Annotated in this window: 13 protein-coding genes and 3 pseudogenes; 13 read left to right on the forward strand and 3 right to left on the reverse strand. The window is 59.0% G+C overall.

The window, feature by feature from the left end; genetic code table 11:
* A partial coding sequence (locus GA0061099_RS37090) for a transposase (RefSeq protein ID WP_208604920.1) occupies positions 1 to 301 on the forward strand: 301 nt, incomplete at its 5' end.
* A gap of 465 nt (positions 302 to 766) precedes the next feature.
* On the opposite strand, the gene GA0061099_RS37095 is transcribed toward GA0061099_RS37090, so the two are convergent.
* The gene (locus tag GA0061099_RS37095; protein ID WP_036032000.1) at positions 767 to 1180 is read right to left on the reverse strand and encodes an ArsC/Spx/MgsR family protein; all 414 of its coding nucleotides are present in this window, start codon (positions 1178 to 1180) and stop codon (positions 767 to 769) included.
* A 569-nt stretch (positions 1181 to 1749) separates the two neighbouring features.
* Here GA0061099_RS37095 and nifH point away from each other — a divergent pair.
* From nifH to GA0061099_RS37130, 7 genes and pseudogenes are all read left to right on the forward strand, one after another.
* Positions 1750 to 2634 carry a nitrogenase iron protein gene (gene nifH / locus GA0061099_RS37100; protein ID WP_027571409.1) on the forward strand — a complete coding sequence of 295 codons (885 nt, stop codon included), beginning with the start codon at positions 1750 to 1752 and terminating at the stop codon, positions 2632 to 2634.
* 148 nt (positions 2635 to 2782) lie between these two features.
* Positions 2783 to 3574, forward strand: coding sequence for a nitrogen fixation protein NifQ (locus GA0061099_RS37105; protein WP_036032003.1), 792 nt, complete (start codon positions 2783 to 2785; stop codon positions 3572 to 3574).
* 264 nt (positions 3575 to 3838) lie between these two features.
* Positions 3839 to 5045, forward strand: a pseudogene (nifV, locus tag GA0061099_RS37110) (homocitrate synthase).
* Positions 5046 to 5520: 475 nt separating this feature from the next.
* A complete protein-coding gene (nifW, locus tag GA0061099_RS37115) occupies positions 5521 to 5862 on the forward strand; it encodes a nitrogenase stabilizing/protective protein NifW (protein WP_036031998.1) in 342 nt (113 codons plus the stop codon).
* Positions 5863 to 6846: 984 nt separating this feature from the next.
* Complete coding sequence (locus tag GA0061099_RS37120; protein WP_074448543.1) at positions 6847 to 7956, forward strand: electron transfer flavoprotein subunit alpha/FixB family protein; 1110 nt, start codon at positions 6847 to 6849, stop codon at positions 7954 to 7956.
* An 11-nt stretch (positions 7957 to 7967) separates the two neighbouring features.
* Positions 7968 to 9275 (forward strand): FAD-dependent oxidoreductase, encoded by a 1308-nt coding sequence (locus GA0061099_RS37125; protein WP_036014868.1) that lies wholly within the window; start codon positions 7968 to 7970, stop codon positions 9273 to 9275.
* Between the two features lie 38 nt (positions 9276 to 9313).
* Entirely contained in the window at positions 9314 to 9610 is a 297-nt protein-coding gene (locus GA0061099_RS37130) for a ferredoxin family protein (RefSeq protein ID WP_036014950.1), read from the forward strand.
* Positions 9611 to 9848: 238 nt separating this feature from the next.
* Here GA0061099_RS37130 and GA0061099_RS37135 read toward each other — a convergent pair.
* A pseudogene (locus GA0061099_RS37135) lies at positions 9849 to 10333 on the reverse strand (carboxymuconolactone decarboxylase family protein).
* A 6-nt stretch (positions 10334 to 10339) separates the two neighbouring features.
* Complete coding sequence (locus GA0061099_RS37140; protein ID WP_036031991.1) at positions 10340 to 10894, reverse strand: peroxiredoxin; 555 nt, start codon at positions 10892 to 10894, stop codon at positions 10340 to 10342.
* 158 nt (positions 10895 to 11052) lie between these two features.
* On the opposite strand from GA0061099_RS37140, the gene tnpA reads away from it, so the two are divergent.
* From tnpA to ltrA, 5 genes and pseudogenes are all read left to right on the forward strand, one after another.
* Positions 11053 to 11454: an IS66-like element accessory protein TnpA gene (gene tnpA / locus GA0061099_RS37150; RefSeq protein WP_036031987.1), complete on the forward strand. Its 402-nt coding sequence runs from the start codon at positions 11053 to 11055 to the stop codon at positions 11452 to 11454.
* On the forward strand, positions 11451 to 11798 hold the full coding sequence (tnpB, locus tag GA0061099_RS37155) for an IS66 family insertion sequence element accessory protein TnpB (protein ID WP_074448545.1): 348 nt from the start codon (positions 11451 to 11453) through the stop codon (positions 11796 to 11798). Before tnpA ends, tnpB begins: the two co-directional genes overlap by 4 nt.
* A gap of 93 nt (positions 11799 to 11891) precedes the next feature.
* Positions 11892 to 12636: pseudogene (locus GA0061099_RS37160) on the forward strand (transposase); the annotation flags it as partial.
* Between the two features lie 201 nt (positions 12637 to 12837).
* Positions 12838 to 12972: a hypothetical protein gene (locus GA0061099_RS42905; RefSeq protein ID WP_256436599.1), complete on the forward strand. Its 135-nt coding sequence runs from the start codon at positions 12838 to 12840 to the stop codon at positions 12970 to 12972.
* A gap of 214 nt (positions 12973 to 13186) precedes the next feature.
* Positions 13187 to 14440, forward strand: a complete 1254-nt coding sequence (ltrA, locus tag GA0061099_RS37165) for a group II intron reverse transcriptase/maturase (RefSeq protein ID WP_193375228.1) — start codon at positions 13187 to 13189, stop codon at positions 14438 to 14440.
* Positions 14441 to 14528 lie beyond the last annotated feature (88 nt).

The following is a 14528-nucleotide window of genomic DNA, read 5'->3' on the forward strand; positions in this document are numbered from 1 at the left end:
CAGCCGTATGGCCAAAGCTGCTGATCTCGTCGAGCAGGCGGTTCACGAGACGCTCGCCTACTATGCCTTTCCGGACATCCATTGGCGGAAGATTCGAACGAACAATCCGCTCGAGCGCATCATGAAGGAGATCCGGCGACGAACCCGTGTCGTCGGCGCCTTCCCCGACGGTCAATCCTGTCTCAACTTAGCGGCGGCCCGGCTGCGGCACATTGCCGGAACGGTGTGGTCGACCAAATGCTACATGAACATGCGACCGCTCTATCAGCCACAACTCTCTGAAACCGGAGCCGTCGCCTGATCAAAAGTGCGAAAGATTCTGGACAGTACCCGAGATCTCTGTCACACATGAGGAACGGAGTAGTATTTGATACCAATCAAAATCGAAGCGACGGTTAGCACAATTGTCCCGCTAAGTTGCATTAGGATCACGGCCGCGAAACGTGTTCTGTTCTGATCGTGTTTCAACCTAGTAGTCAATCTAAACAAATCCTTTGAAGAATCTGCCTCTCGGCGTGGCGCTCCGATTCAATGCGGGCGGCGGAGGTCGCGCGTGATAAAGGTAGCAAATGCGGCTACGTCTCTCACACGTTACAAAGCGGCAAGCGCGGCATTCCAGTGCAATACCGGCGATGCCCCGCTACGAGCAATCACTCGCTCGGGCCGTCTCGGCGGAGGTTTCCGCGGTTACTTTGCGTGAAGCAAGCCAAAAGTGAAGAATGTCATTTTTGCCTCGCTTTATGGCTGGCAGAGACGCTCAGCGTCTTCACGTCTGCCGGCAGGGCGTGCGGTGTGCTTCGTGCAAGCATACCTCGAGATTATCTTGCGTCTTGCCGCCAAGCAGCGACAGCACTGGCTCACGATCGAGTCCGGCACTTCGTGTCCCGTCTACGTCGACCAGCGGTCGCCGTATCAGGAGCGGATCCCCTACCATCAATGCGAGTGCGCTTGCCGCGTCGATAGAATCGGGATTGACTTCGCCTGACTTGATACGGGGCGCGGCTCGGTTGAACCAGGAGTTAACGGGCATATTGCGGAAGAAGCTGCGCAATTCGTCCGCGTGCCATGGCTGCTTCAAGATGTCTTGCACCACCACGTGGTGGCCGGCGGACTTGAGCGCTTGAATCTGACGCGCGTTATTGGCGCAGCCGGGCTTCTGATAAACGATGATTGTCGTCACGGCATACCTATGTATGGATGCTGAGCTGAATGTGTGGCAAGCCGCTGCCGCGAGCCCATTCGAAGTTCTTGCCGGTCAACTCCGATATCTGCGCACCAAGCGCCGTATCGCATTTGCAACACTCGCCGCTGGTCCGCCAGGTTTCGAGCCCGTCCGGCATATTCATTCTCCCGAAATCGCTCGGCCTGTGAGAGGAACAGCAAGTTCCGTTCCACAACTGGAGAGATCGGAATAGATCCCGTGATTCCGGCTTTTGGCGTTGATGTTTGTGGTTGTTTGTTTGTTTTCCGACAGCCGCGCAGATCCCGTCACATCCAAAATAACCAACGATCACGCGCCGGCTGGTTGGCCTTTGTAAGCATAATCAGAGGCTTAATGTATGGAGTCAGGCGCTGGCACGGCTGTTGCTAATGAGCTGCAGCAACACTGAGTGAGGGCTGAGTGCACGCCGACGCCGAAGGCGAGCGATGCGCTCCTTCCCTTGAACCCGTGTGCCCTCGCTTCTGTGAGAGAACCAAGCTCGCACAAGAAGCGCGTAACTTTTGGCAAATTGGTTGATGGAGAGCAACATGTCTTCACTAAGACAAATCGCGTTCTACGGCAAAGGCGGCATCGGCAAGTCCACCACTTCGCAGAACACGCTGGCGGCGCTAGCCGAGATGGGCCAGAAAATCCTGATTGTAGGGTGCGATCCGAAGGCGGACTCGACCCGCCTGATTCTGCACGCGAAGGCGCAAGACACGATTTTGAGCCTTGCCGCGAGCGCAGGCAGCGTGGAGGACCTAGAACTCGAGGACGTAATGAAGGTCGGCTACAAGGACATTCGTTGCGTGGAGTCCGGTGGTCCCGAGCCGGGTGTCGGCTGTGCCGGCCGCGGTGTCATCACCTCGATCAATTTTCTGGAAGAGAACGGCGCCTACGAGAACATCGACTATGTTTCGTACGACGTGCTTGGCGACGTCGTTTGCGGCGGCTTTGCGATGCCAATCCGCGAGAACAAGGCGCAGGAAATCTATATCGTGATGTCCGGTGAGATGATGGCGATGTATGCCGCGAACAACATTTCCAAGGGCATCCTGAAATACGCGAACTCTGGCGGAGTGCGGCTGGGCGGTCTGATCTGCAACGAGCGGCAGACCGACAAGGAGCTGGAACTGGCGGAAGCGTTGGCCAAGAAGCTAGGCACTCAGCTGATCTACTTCGTGCCACGCGACAACGTGGTGCAGCATGCCGAGTTGCGCCGCATGACGGTGCTAGAATATGCACCCGATTCCAAGCAGGCCGATCACTATCGCAATCTTGCGACCAAGGTTCACAATAATGGCGGCAAAGGCATCATCCCGACCCCGATCTCCATGGATGAGCTCGAGGACATGCTGATGGAGCATGGCATTATGAAGCCCGTGGACGAATCCATCATCGGCAAGACTGCCGCTGAACTCGCGGCCTCGTAAAGGTCGCGAGTCGCGGCCTTGTAAAGGCGCGCGACGGATGCCGGTCTCCCTCACGGCCCATGCCGGGAGGCCGGCAATCTGACGAGCGACCCTGATCAAAACCAGGATGCGGCACGCAAACCTGACCATTGTGGAGACCCGCAAAATTATGTCCGAAGCGCACTTCCTTCCGTCGCTGGCTGCTTGTGCCGTTGATATCAACAGCCAGATGCACAGGGGAATTGCAACCTACCGCATGCTCACCGGTGTGTCTCCTGCAGATGCCGATATTACCATTGACAGCAATCTCGATCGCCATGTCCTGGCGTCTATCCTGGCGGCTGCCACAATGGATGGTGGCTCCCTTACCGAGAAGGCGGGCCTGTCCGGCCTTGAACTGGTGGCCTTGCTGGAGCAGTACTTTCCCACGCTTGAGATTAAGCTCGCGAAGCAGCTTTCGGCCTTCAAGTGCGAAGAGGACGACGAGATCGCAATGCTGCGCGATCTCTTGCTCAAGCAACGATCGACGGAAGGGGATATCGGCCACTGGCTGGCTGCGATGATCGCGCGCCGCGCCATTGAGCCGGGCCATCTGTGGGAAGCTCTCGGCTTGCGCAATCGCGGCGAACTCTCTCGGCTGCTGAGCCGTCATTTCGCGCCGCTCGCCGCGCGCAATTTCAACAATATGCGCTGGAAGCGCTTCTTCTACCGCATGCTTTGTGAGAATGAAGGCCTCGTGATGTGCACAACACCCGTGTGCAATCAATGTCACGACTTCAACATCTGCTTCGGTGAAGAAAGCGGTGAGAGCCGGATGGCCGAGCGCCGGCCCGATTTTCTGTTGCAGGCGGCTCGGCCGGTGGTTGCCGGCCACCGGCCATCTGAAGTGCCACAAGGGGCCGCTATCGCCCAGTCATCCGAGAAGGCCTCGCCGGATTTGGTAAGCCGCGCGCGACGTTGAGAGCGCGGCTGATGCCGTTTCCATGCCAGCGAGTGACCATGTGTTCAAGGCCGCGGCGGCCCCCAAGTGCTCCGCAACAATCTCACATCCTGGCGAGCCGCAATTGCTAACGTTCCAACAGGCAATGCGTCCGCGTCATGACCTGTCGCATTTGCGACAATCATTTGCTCAAGAAGGTCGAGGGCGGAAGCGGTAGAGTCGTCAATGGGTTGGCCGGGACGGCAGGCTGGCATGCTGGTTGCTGAAGCGTAGGTAGGTCAAAGAATGAGGAGCTCTCGCGTGATCGCCGCCAGCACCGCCGCCAAATCGTCTTGGTCCGACCAGGTCCGCGCGAGGCCCACCGTGCTCAACGACACGACATTGCGCGACGGCGAGCAGGCACCTGGCGTTGCGTTCACCACAGAGGAAAAGCTGGGGATCGCGCAGGCGCTGGCGCGGGCCGGAGTCACGGAGATCGAGGCGGGAACGCCGGCGATGGGCAACGAGGAGATCGCCGCCATCCGCGCCATTGTCGAAGCAGATCCTCCGCTGACCACCATAGGCTGGTGCCGGATGCGGGAATCTGATGTCGACGCGGCGATCGAAGCAAAGGTGTCCATGATCAACATGTCGATCCCGACCTCCGATGTCCAGATCGCGGCCAAGCTAGGTGGTCATCGCGACATGGCGCTAGAACGGGTGAAGCGAGTGGTAGGCTATGCCTGTGAGCGCGGACTTGAGATCGCCGTCGGTGGTGAGGACTCCTCCCGCGCCGACATTGATTTTCTCATTAGACTGATGGCGACTGCAAAAGCCGCGGGCGCGCGTCTCTTTCGTATTGCAGATACGCTCAGTATGCTCGATCCCGACGCAACCTACGCGCTGGTCGGAAATTTGCGTGCGACTACTGATCTCGAACTCGAATTTCACGGTCACGATGATCTAGGACTCGCAACCGCGAACACGCTCTCCGCCATCAGGGCTGGCGCGAGCCACGCCTCAGTGACCGTCATCGGGCTGGGCGAGCGGGCCGGAAATGCACCGCTCGAGGAAATCGCGGTCGCACTCAAGCAGCTCTACGGGCGCGAGACCGGCATCATACTCCCGGAGCTCGAGAACGTCGCCACGGTGGTAGCAGCCGCGGCCGCACGTGCGATTCCTATGAACAAGGCGATCGTCGGACAGCATGTATTTACGCACGAATCCGGGATTCATGTCGCTGGCCTTTTGAAGGATCAGTGCACCTATCAATCGCTTGATCCCGCTTTGCTTGGCCGCTGCAACCGCTTTGTGTTCGGCAAGCATTCCGGACTTGCGGCGATCACCGCGTTACTCGATGAACTGCAGCTCGTCGCCAGCGACGATCAAGCCAGGCAGATCCTGTCGCAAGTCCGCAAATATGCCATCGAGCACAAGCTGCCGGTCGAGCGCGAAACCGTGGCGGCGATTCTGGCGCGACGTGTGCGGATGCTTGGCAACCTACCCCGCGTGAAAAGCCGTGTCCAGCAACGTTTGCGTCGACTCTTCGCAAACCGACGCGCTGCAAGGACAGTGTCCGATGTCGCTGATGGCGCGAGCGGCGTCCAGCTTTCGCACGTCAGATCCCCTTGCGCGATCTCACCTCCAGATCTTACTTCCCGTTCCGCCATACAAGCTGTGATCTCCTACCCAACGACGCGCCGTCCCCGGACCGCCAATCGGCATCTTCTCGCGCGGCTGATTTGCAGTCCGACGACCTCCTGACGAGCGTCAACCTAGATCGTGGTTTGGCCATTGATCCCGGATCTTCATCGGGACTGGCTTCGTCACCGGCGGACCTGCCGATCTGGGCAGCGAAGTTGAGACCGCCGCTTTCGGGACTCAGGCTGTGGCGATGCGGACCAGCTGTGCGAGGCAGGACGGCAGAAGTCAACAGGCGCCACCCCATCTCATTGACCGTCCAGAGCTAAGCCGAAGGAGAATTTTCGATGATCAGCTCACCCACGCCAGCCGGTATCCTGGATCGGCTCAGCAAGGCCTCGTCGGCAGAGGATTTTTTCTCGCTGCTTGGCGTCGATTACGACCCCAAGATCGTAAATGTCGCACGCCTTCACATCTTAAAGCGCATGGGACAATATTTTACCGAAGAGCAATTTACTGGCGCCGAAGAGCCGGAAATCAGAGCGAGGTGCAAGGCGATGCTGGAGCAAGCCTATGCAGATTTTGTGGCATCGTCACCGATCGATCAGCGAGTGTTCAAGGTTTTGAAGGATGCCGTCGCGGACCGTAAGAAGGCCGGGGCCTTTGTCCCGTCGAGCGAGTTGAAGTGATTTAGCGTTTCACTGTAAAGCGAATTACGACCGGCCGGCGCCGAGGCAATCCGATATTGGGGCCATCTCTTTGTGCTCAACTATCTGCAGCCATCACCGGAGCGGCGGCTGTCGTATTCCCGACCCATGTCTGGACTGGTCGTGTCGACGGTATCAGGGGTTGTTTGAATTGTGTCGCAGGCCATTACTTCCGACTGGCTTTCAATGGTCTTTGCAACTGGTACGACACTTGCTGTTGTCCTGCCAGCGGTGCCGACAGATGGCAGTCGACCGCGATGAGTTTGAAGGAGGACCTATGATGCTGTTTTTACTACCTGCTGAGACCTGCGCTACCATTTCGAGGCGCATAATCGCGTTAGCTCCCCTCGAAACCGGTTTTGACGCGATCAAAGCTCCGTAACGTCGGTGAGATGCTGGTCAATGGATAAGTCTTCGCTTCGCGTTACTCCTGCACTCCGTATGCACAACATCATCTGCATCAAATCGGTCGCCGATCCCGCTCAGATTTGTGCCCATCTCATGGCGGATGGGAACGGTGCCACGAAGAGCGCCAGGTTCGGCCCATACGGAGTGCTTTCGTTTGATGGCCGGGATGGATTGCGTGACAGAAGTGTTGCCAGGATCGCCCTCGTTTGCACCGCCAATGTGGAGTCGTTGGGCCGAACTGGGTCGCAGGTACTGCGCAGCGTACGAACTCGCCCACTCAGGCGCCGAAGCGATCGGTTAGAATCACCACAGCGCCCTGGCGAGCCGCGGTGGCGCTCGTCGAACCCGACGGGTAACGGTCGAGTTTGGAAGACCTCTGCAAATCCAGTCGGACGGGTGCGTCTATTGCGACGACCTGTGTTGTTGTGCGGCCGGTCCGAACACGCAGGCGGGGCAGAGCAGCCAGCCACTTGCTAACCGAAAGTGATCTTCAGTTGACGAAGCGAAAAAGCAACCCGTGGCGCCGGCGCCCCTATCGTTGAGGAGGAATTTGAAACTATGAGCAACGTCAGCAGAACGGCCATGCCAGCGGCTGCCGGCCGCGCAGCAGCCAAAAAAGAGCTGCCGGAGCGCTTTAAGTCGTACAAGCACGTCTGGGTCTTCGTCGAGCTTGAGCGTGGTCAGGTGCATCCCGTTTCCTGGGAGCTTATGGGTGCAGGGCGCGGCCTTGCCGACAGGCTAAAAGTGAATCTTGCCGCTGTGGTTATCGGTCCGGAGGGGCAGCACACACGTAACGCCGCGCTTGAAGCCTTTTGCTATGGCGCCGATCTGGCCTATCTCGTGAGCGACAATGTTTTGTCGGATTACCGTAACGAATCCTATACCAAGGCGCTAACCGAACTCGTCAACACGTACAAGCCCGAGATCCTGCTGTTGGGTGCGACGACGCTCGGTCGCGATCTCGCAGGTTCTGTGGCCACGACCCTGTCGACGGGGCTCACTGCCGACTGCACCGCGCTGGACGTGGACGCCGATGGTTCGCTTGCGGCGACGCGTCCGACCTTTGGCGGCTCGCTGCTCTGCACGATCTACACGCTAAATTATCGTCCGCAGATGGCCACCGTCCGCCCGCGGGTCATGCCGATGCCTGAGCGTGTCGACCGCGATGCCGCTCGTATCGTCGTTCATCCGCTCGGCCTTTTCGAAGACGATATCGTCACAAAAGTATTGTCATTTCTGCCCGACCGCGATGCACAAACGTCCAATCTGGCCTATGCCGATGTCGTGGTTGCGGGCGGCCTAGGGCTAGGATCGCCTGAGAACTTTCGGTTGGTGCGCGAGCTCGCAAATCTGCTTGGCGCCGAATATGGCTGCTCGCGTCCTCTCGTGCAAAAAGGGTGGGTTACGTCTGACCGGCAGATCGGCCAGACAGGCAAAACCATCCGGCCGAAGCTCTATATTGCCGCGGGCATTTCCGGTGCGATCCAGCACCGGGTTGGCGTCGAGGGCGCGGATCTGATCGTCGCTATCAATACTGACAAGAACGCTCCGATCTTCGACTTCGCCCATCTCGCGATCGTCAGTGATGCCATTCAATTGCTACCTACGCTGACGGCTGCATTCCGCGCGCGGCTTTTGCCAGAGTCGCGCGCCCGGATCGCGGTCTAGAGGAGATGAGGATGATTGAAGAGAAATTCGATGCGATCGTGGTCGGAGCCGGTATGGCCGGAAATGCGGCGGCATTGACGATGGCCAAACGCGGCATGAAGGTGCTGCAGCTCGAGCGGGGCGAATATCCCGGATCGAAGAATGTGCAGGGCGCCATCCTATATGCCGATATGATGGAAAAGCTGATCCCCGAGTTTCGAGAGGAGGCGCCGCTCGAACGCCACCTGATCGAACAGCGGTTCTGGATGATGGACGACCGCTCCCATGTCGGCATGCACTACCGTTCGGAGGACTTCAACGAGGAGCGGCCGAACCGCTATACGATCATACGCGCTCAGTTTGACAAATGGTTTTCTTCCAAGGTGCGTGAAGCTGGTGCGATCGTGCTGTGCGAGACCACCGTCACCGAGCTCGTACGGGACGATCGTGAAAGGATCGTCGGTGTTCGTACAGATCGCAGAGACGGCGAAATACATGCCGACGTCGTCGTCCTGGCCGAAGGGGTCAATGGCCTGCTCGGCACACGTGCAGGCCTACGCGCGCGCCCGACAGCCGACAACGTTGCGCTCGCGGTTAAGGAAATGCATTTCCTGCCTCGCGAGACTATCGAGGCGCGCTTCAATCTCAGGGGCGATGAAGGCGTCGTGATCGAGGCGGCCGGCACCATTTCTCGTGGCATGACCGGGATGGGTTTCATCTACGCCAATAAAGAGTGCATTTCGCTTGGCATCGGTTGTCTTGTCGCCGACTTCCAGCGCACTGGCCAAACGCCGTACGGACTGCTCGATCAATTCAAGAGGCATCCCTCTGTGGCGCCCCTGTTAGCAGGGTCCGAAGTCAAGGAATATTCGGCGCATCTCATCCCCGAAGGCGGTTACAAGTCGATCCCGCAGCTTTTTGGGGAAGGCTGGGTCGTAGTGGGCGATGCAGCCCAACTAAACAATGCCATTCATCGTGAGGGCTCCAATCTCGCGATGACCTCCGGCCGTATCGCCGCGGAAGCGATCGGTCTGGTTAAATCACGCGGCGAACCGATGAGTGCAACAAATCTGTCAATTTACAAGAAGATGCTGGACGATTCGTTCGTCATCAAAGATCTGAAGAAGTACAAGGATTTGCCGCCCCTAATGCATACTCACTCCCAGAACTTCTTTCTCACCTATCCGCAGCTCATCTCCAAGGCGATGCAGAACTTTGTGCGCGTCGATGGTACGCCCAAGGCTGAAAAGGAGAAAGCTAGCCTGAAATCCTTTGTCAAGGCGCGGTCATGGTCAGGTCTGTTTGGGGATGCTTGTCGTCTTGCGCGGGCTTGGCGCTGACCGCAACAGTGTGAAGTCCAACAATGGAAGGCTAAAGCATGAGTTCCGAACCCGCGGTGCGCGTCGAAGACAAGCTGTATTACAACCGCTATCTTGTCGACGTCGGAAACCCTCACGTCAAGGTCCGTGCGCACACAACGCCATCGCCGCAGCTACTTTCACTTTTGAAAGTCTGCCCCGCGCGGTGCTACGAGCTCAACGACGGCGGCCAGGTCGAGGTAGCGGTGGACGGCTGCATCGAGTGCGGTACCTGTCGCGTTATCGCTGAGCCGACCGGGGACATCCAATGGAGCCATCCGCGCGGCGGGTATGGTGTGCTGTTCAAGTTTGGGTGATGGTGAACGAAGGCTGCCGGGCGACCGAGGCGAGGCGTGGGAACTCATCCTATCCGTGGCGCATTGCGTGTCATATGCGGGACGGCGGGAATTCGACCACGACGCTCTTCATGAGGACGCTGCGCAACATGACTTGCCGACGTGACCCGTCGTGCAGCTCGTACGAGAGCCGCAAAGGCCTCGTTGTGGTGCCACTGCGTGGCGCCCCAACTGCGTTGATCGAATGGCAGAGTAGAAATCAGCCTCTCGCCTGAGCGGGGGCGGACCCAGCGGCCTCGATAGCGACCGCCACTGACTGCGTGATCGCAGCAAAACGCACGGCGGTGTGTATCTCTCTGGAATCAACGCCCGCGGCCCTCAGTGTCTTCTCATGGGCATCAATGCAGACACCGCAACCATTTATGACGGACACAGCAAGCGACCACAGCTCGAAATCTGTCTTGTCCACCCCGTGATTGCCGATCACGTCCATACGTAGCCGTGGCGGCATCGCCTTGTATTCCGGGTCGGAAACAAGGTGAGCGAAGCGGTAGTAGACGTTGTTCATCGCCTCCACAGTGGCGGCGGCTTTCGCTGCGGCGATCTCTACAGAGGTCATCACGGCGCCAGCAGCAGCCCGTATTTTCTCTGCAGCGAAAACGTCTCATCGGTCACCACGGAGATCACGTTAAGCCGGACATCCTTCGCGAAATCGGGAATCCTTATTTGTTCGATCCACGACATGCTGGCTCAAGCAACTTTCAAGGTTTCGCCGCCGATTTCGCGGTTGCAGGGACAGAGCTCGCCGGTTTGCAGCGCGTCCAGAACGCGGAGCGTGTCCTTAGGACTGCGCCCCACGCTGAGATTGGTCGCATAAACGTGCTGGATCGTATTTTGGGGGTCAACAATGAAGGTGCAACGATAGGCGACCCCTTCGGGTGAACGCACGCCAAGGCCATCGACGAGCGTTCCCTTTGTATCGGCAAACTGCCAGATTGGTAGATTGTGCAGGTCGACATGCGAACGCCGCCAAGCAAGCTTGCAGAACTCGTTGTCAGTCGAACCACCCAGTACAACCGCATCCCGGTCAGCGAATTCCTTGGAAAGGCTGGCAAATTCAGCGATCTCTGTCGGACAGACGAATGTAAAGTCCTTGGGGTAAAAGAAGATGATCTTCCATTTTTCCGAAAAGCTCGTTTCGGTCAGCGTCTCAAATGCACTCTGCCCCTCTTCTTCGTGCGCTTGAAAACCGGGCTTCACGCCTGTGATGTCGAATGGCGGCAACTGACTTCCAATTCCGAGCATGCTGTCCTCACAAACTTCGTTTTGTAGATCGTGACCTCACTGGTGGAGCAAACTATATGCCACCCGTTCTTAGGTAAGCCTCCGGTGGAGGCCGCCTTCCCGGATCGGGTTCGAGCGTGAGATGGTTTGCTCATTAATTGGCAAGCAAATGAGCAAACGTGACGACGGTTACGGTTCTGTCCGGTCCAGAGCGGCGACGGCGGTGGACGAGTGCCGAGAAGCTTCGGATCGTGGAGGAAAGTCTGGCGCCTGGTGCCAGTGTTGTCGAGGTTGCTCGGCGACATGACGTTCACCGCAATCTGGTTACGGCTTGGCGGCGGCAGGCTCGCAGGGGCGTCCTCGCTTGCGGGCCTGAGCCGATGCCGCGACAGGATGGCGAAGTCGGTTTTGCGGCAGTCTCCATTGCGTCAGACCTGCAACCGTTGACGGCGCCCTCCGGAAGCTGCGGTGCGATCGAGATTGAGTTCGCGGCCGGGGCTCGGATGCGGATCAAGGGCGCGGTTGACGCGGCGACGCTGAGCGCAGTCGTGGCGGCGCTGACTGATGGACGGCCACGATGATCCCGTTGCCTGCCGGCGTGCGGGTATGGCTCGCGACCGGCCATACCGACATGCGGAAGGGCTTTCCGTCGCTTGCGTTGCAGGTTCAGGAGATCCTGCATCGCGACCCGCTTGGCGGCCACCTGTTTTGCTTCCGCGGTCGCCGGGGCAATCTTTTGAAGGTCATCTGGCATGACGGCCAGGGCGCCTGTCTGTTCACGAAGCGCCTGGAGCGAGGGCGCTTCATCTGGCCGAGCCCGGCGGAAGGTGTGGTGACGATCTCGTCGGCGCAGCTCGGCTATCTCTTGTCCGGGATCGACTGGCGGCACCCACGAGAGACGTGGCGGCCGACATCGGTGGGATGAGGCTTTGGGCTTGCGGATCGTGATGGATGTGATTCCATCATCATCGTGACCACATTTGAATCGCTCCCCACCGATCTTGCCGCCGCGCATGCGATGATCCTCGCGGAGCGCACCGCGCGTCTTCAAGCGGAAGCGGTCGCGGCGAGCGCCAAAGCGGAAGCCTGCCGACGCGAAGGCGGCCGAGGCCCTGATCAGTTATCTCAAGCTCGAGATCGAGAAGCTGCGTCGCCAGATTTATGGCAGCCGCTCGGAGCGCAAGGCACGGCTCCTAGAGCAGATGGAGCTTGAGCTCGAAGAATTGGAAGCCACCGCAACCGAAGACGAACTGGCGGCCGAGAGGGCGGCGGCCAAGACACAGACCGTCAGATCTTTCGAGCGCAAGCGGCCGTCGCGCCAACCGTTCCCGGACCATCTGCCTCGCGAGCGGGTCCTCGTGCCGGGACCTGTGACGTGCGCCTCGCGATTGTCCAAGCTCGGCGAGGACATCACCGAGACGCTGGAGGTCGTTCCCCGGCAGTGGAAGGTGATCCAGACGGTTCGCGAGAAGTTCTCGTGCCGGAACTGCGAGACGATCACCCAGCCGCCAGCGCCCTTCCACGTGACGCCGCGCGGCTTTGCCGGGCCGAACCTGCTGGCAATGATCCTGTTCGAGAAGTTTGGCCAGCATCAGCCCTTGAACCGACAGAGCGAGCGCTACGCCCGGGAGGGTATCGTTCTGAGCCTGTCGACACTGGCTGACCAGGTCGGCGCCTGTGCGGCGGCCCTGCAGCCGCTTTATGGGCTGATCGAGCGTCACGTCCTCTCCGCCGAGCGACTGCATGGCGATGACAGTGTGCTGCAGAAGCACACGGAAAGGATGATCGAGATGATCTGAAAATCTGTGTGCACAAGCTGTGGCAGCGATGAGGGTAGGCCCCTCGGGATCGACTTTCAGGAGTAGGTCCCAAATCACTTCAAGCGGCTTCGCTTAAGAGGCGCGGTCGTGAGCGTTGAAGCCAACGGTCGGGAATACCCGAACGGATAGGCGTCCGAGAGACGAATGAAAATGAACCCGCCGATGAACCGTCGTAACGTGGAAATCGTCGTCAAAACCAGAGGTGTGTCGTCCCTCTGGGATGAGCCCGCCGGAAGCCTGATGACCGGGCGGGCGGCGACCGGCGTTGAGGGGGCGTGAATCGGATGCAGGCGCTGCCGCGGAACTGCAGGAACCAGTCGCTCCGATGGAAAGGGAGAAGCACAAGCGGAGAAGACCGCGAGGCGAGATTACCGACGCGGAGCACTGGGACGGACCGATCCGTATTAGCGACGAAGGCTCGTAATGGGGCCGGAGCAAAGGGATCGGATCAGGAGGGCTGGCCACCGTCGCAACTGACAACAGGAGGACGACGGTGAACCAGCCGAGCAAACCGTTCAACATCGACAAGAGAGAGGTGTACGAAGCATATCTGCAGGTGCGATCCAATGGTGGCGCAGCCGGTGTCGACGGAGTGACGATTGAGCAGTTCGAGTCCGACTTGAAGAGCAATCTCTACAAGATTTGGAATCGAATGAGCTCAGGCGCCTACTTCCCGCCGCCTGTTCGCGCCGTCTCCATTCCAAAGAAGAGTGGGGGCCAAAGGATCCTCGGGGTGCCCACTGTGGCAGACCGCGTGGCACAGACGGTTGTCAAACAACTAATTGAGCCGGCTCTCGACGCAATCTTTCTGGCGGATTCTTACGGCTACAGACCCGGTAAATCGGCTCTCGATGCCGTAGGCGTAACGCGACAGCGGTGCTGGAAGTACGATTGGGTTCTGGAGTTCGACATCAAGGGACTGTTCGATAATATCGACCACGAGCGTCTGCTGCGGGCCGTCCGGAAACATGTGACGTGCGCATGGGCGCTGCTCTACATTGAAAGATGGCTGACAGCGCCGATGGTGCAAGAGGATGGAACGATAATCGAGCGAAGCCGCGGTACCCCACAAGGGGGCGTGGTGAGCCCGATCCTCGCCGACCTCTTCATGCACTATGCATTTGATCTCTGGATGGCACGGATGTTCCCCGATCTCCGGTGGTGTCGGTATGCAGATGACGGGTTGGTACATTGTCGGAATGAGATGGAGGCGCAAAGCATTCGCGAAGCGCTCCAGGCTCGGCTGGCAGAGTGCTGCCTGGAACTGCATCCTACGAAGACGAGGATCGTCTACTGCAAGGACGACCGACGCCGGGGCAAGACTGAGACGGTCATGTTTGACTTTCTCGGTTATTGCTTCCGGCCGCGATCGGTCCTGCGGCCGCGTTCGCAGAGGATGTTCTGCGGGTTCACTCCGGCGGTCAGCAAACCAGCGCTGAATGCCATGCGAGCGACGATCCGAAGCTTGAAACTTCGCAAGCGAACCGAGGTGACTTTGGACGATATTGCCCGCGAGCTAAACCCGATGGTTAGGGGGTGGATCGCTTATTATGGGCAATATACGCGTTCGGCGCTCTATCCTTTGGCGCGCTACATCAACCAGACGTTGGCTATCTGGTTGAAGCGAAAGTACAAGCGCTTCCATCACCGCTTGGGACGCGCGCGTCTCTTCCTGGAGAAGATCGCGCGTGAGAACCGCAGGCTCTTTGTGCATTGGCAACTCGGCGATGGCGGCAAGCTTGCCTGATGGGAGCCGGGTGAGGCGAGAGTCTCACGCCCGGTTCTGCGAGAGGCTGGAGGTGAAATCCCTCCGGCCTACTCACCCGACAGTGCCG

Origin of the sequence: Bradyrhizobium yuanmingense (genome assembly GCF_900094575.1) — a bacterium.
In the GTDB taxonomy this organism is placed as follows: Bacteria; Pseudomonadota; Alphaproteobacteria; order Rhizobiales; family Xanthobacteraceae; genus Bradyrhizobium; species Bradyrhizobium yuanmingense.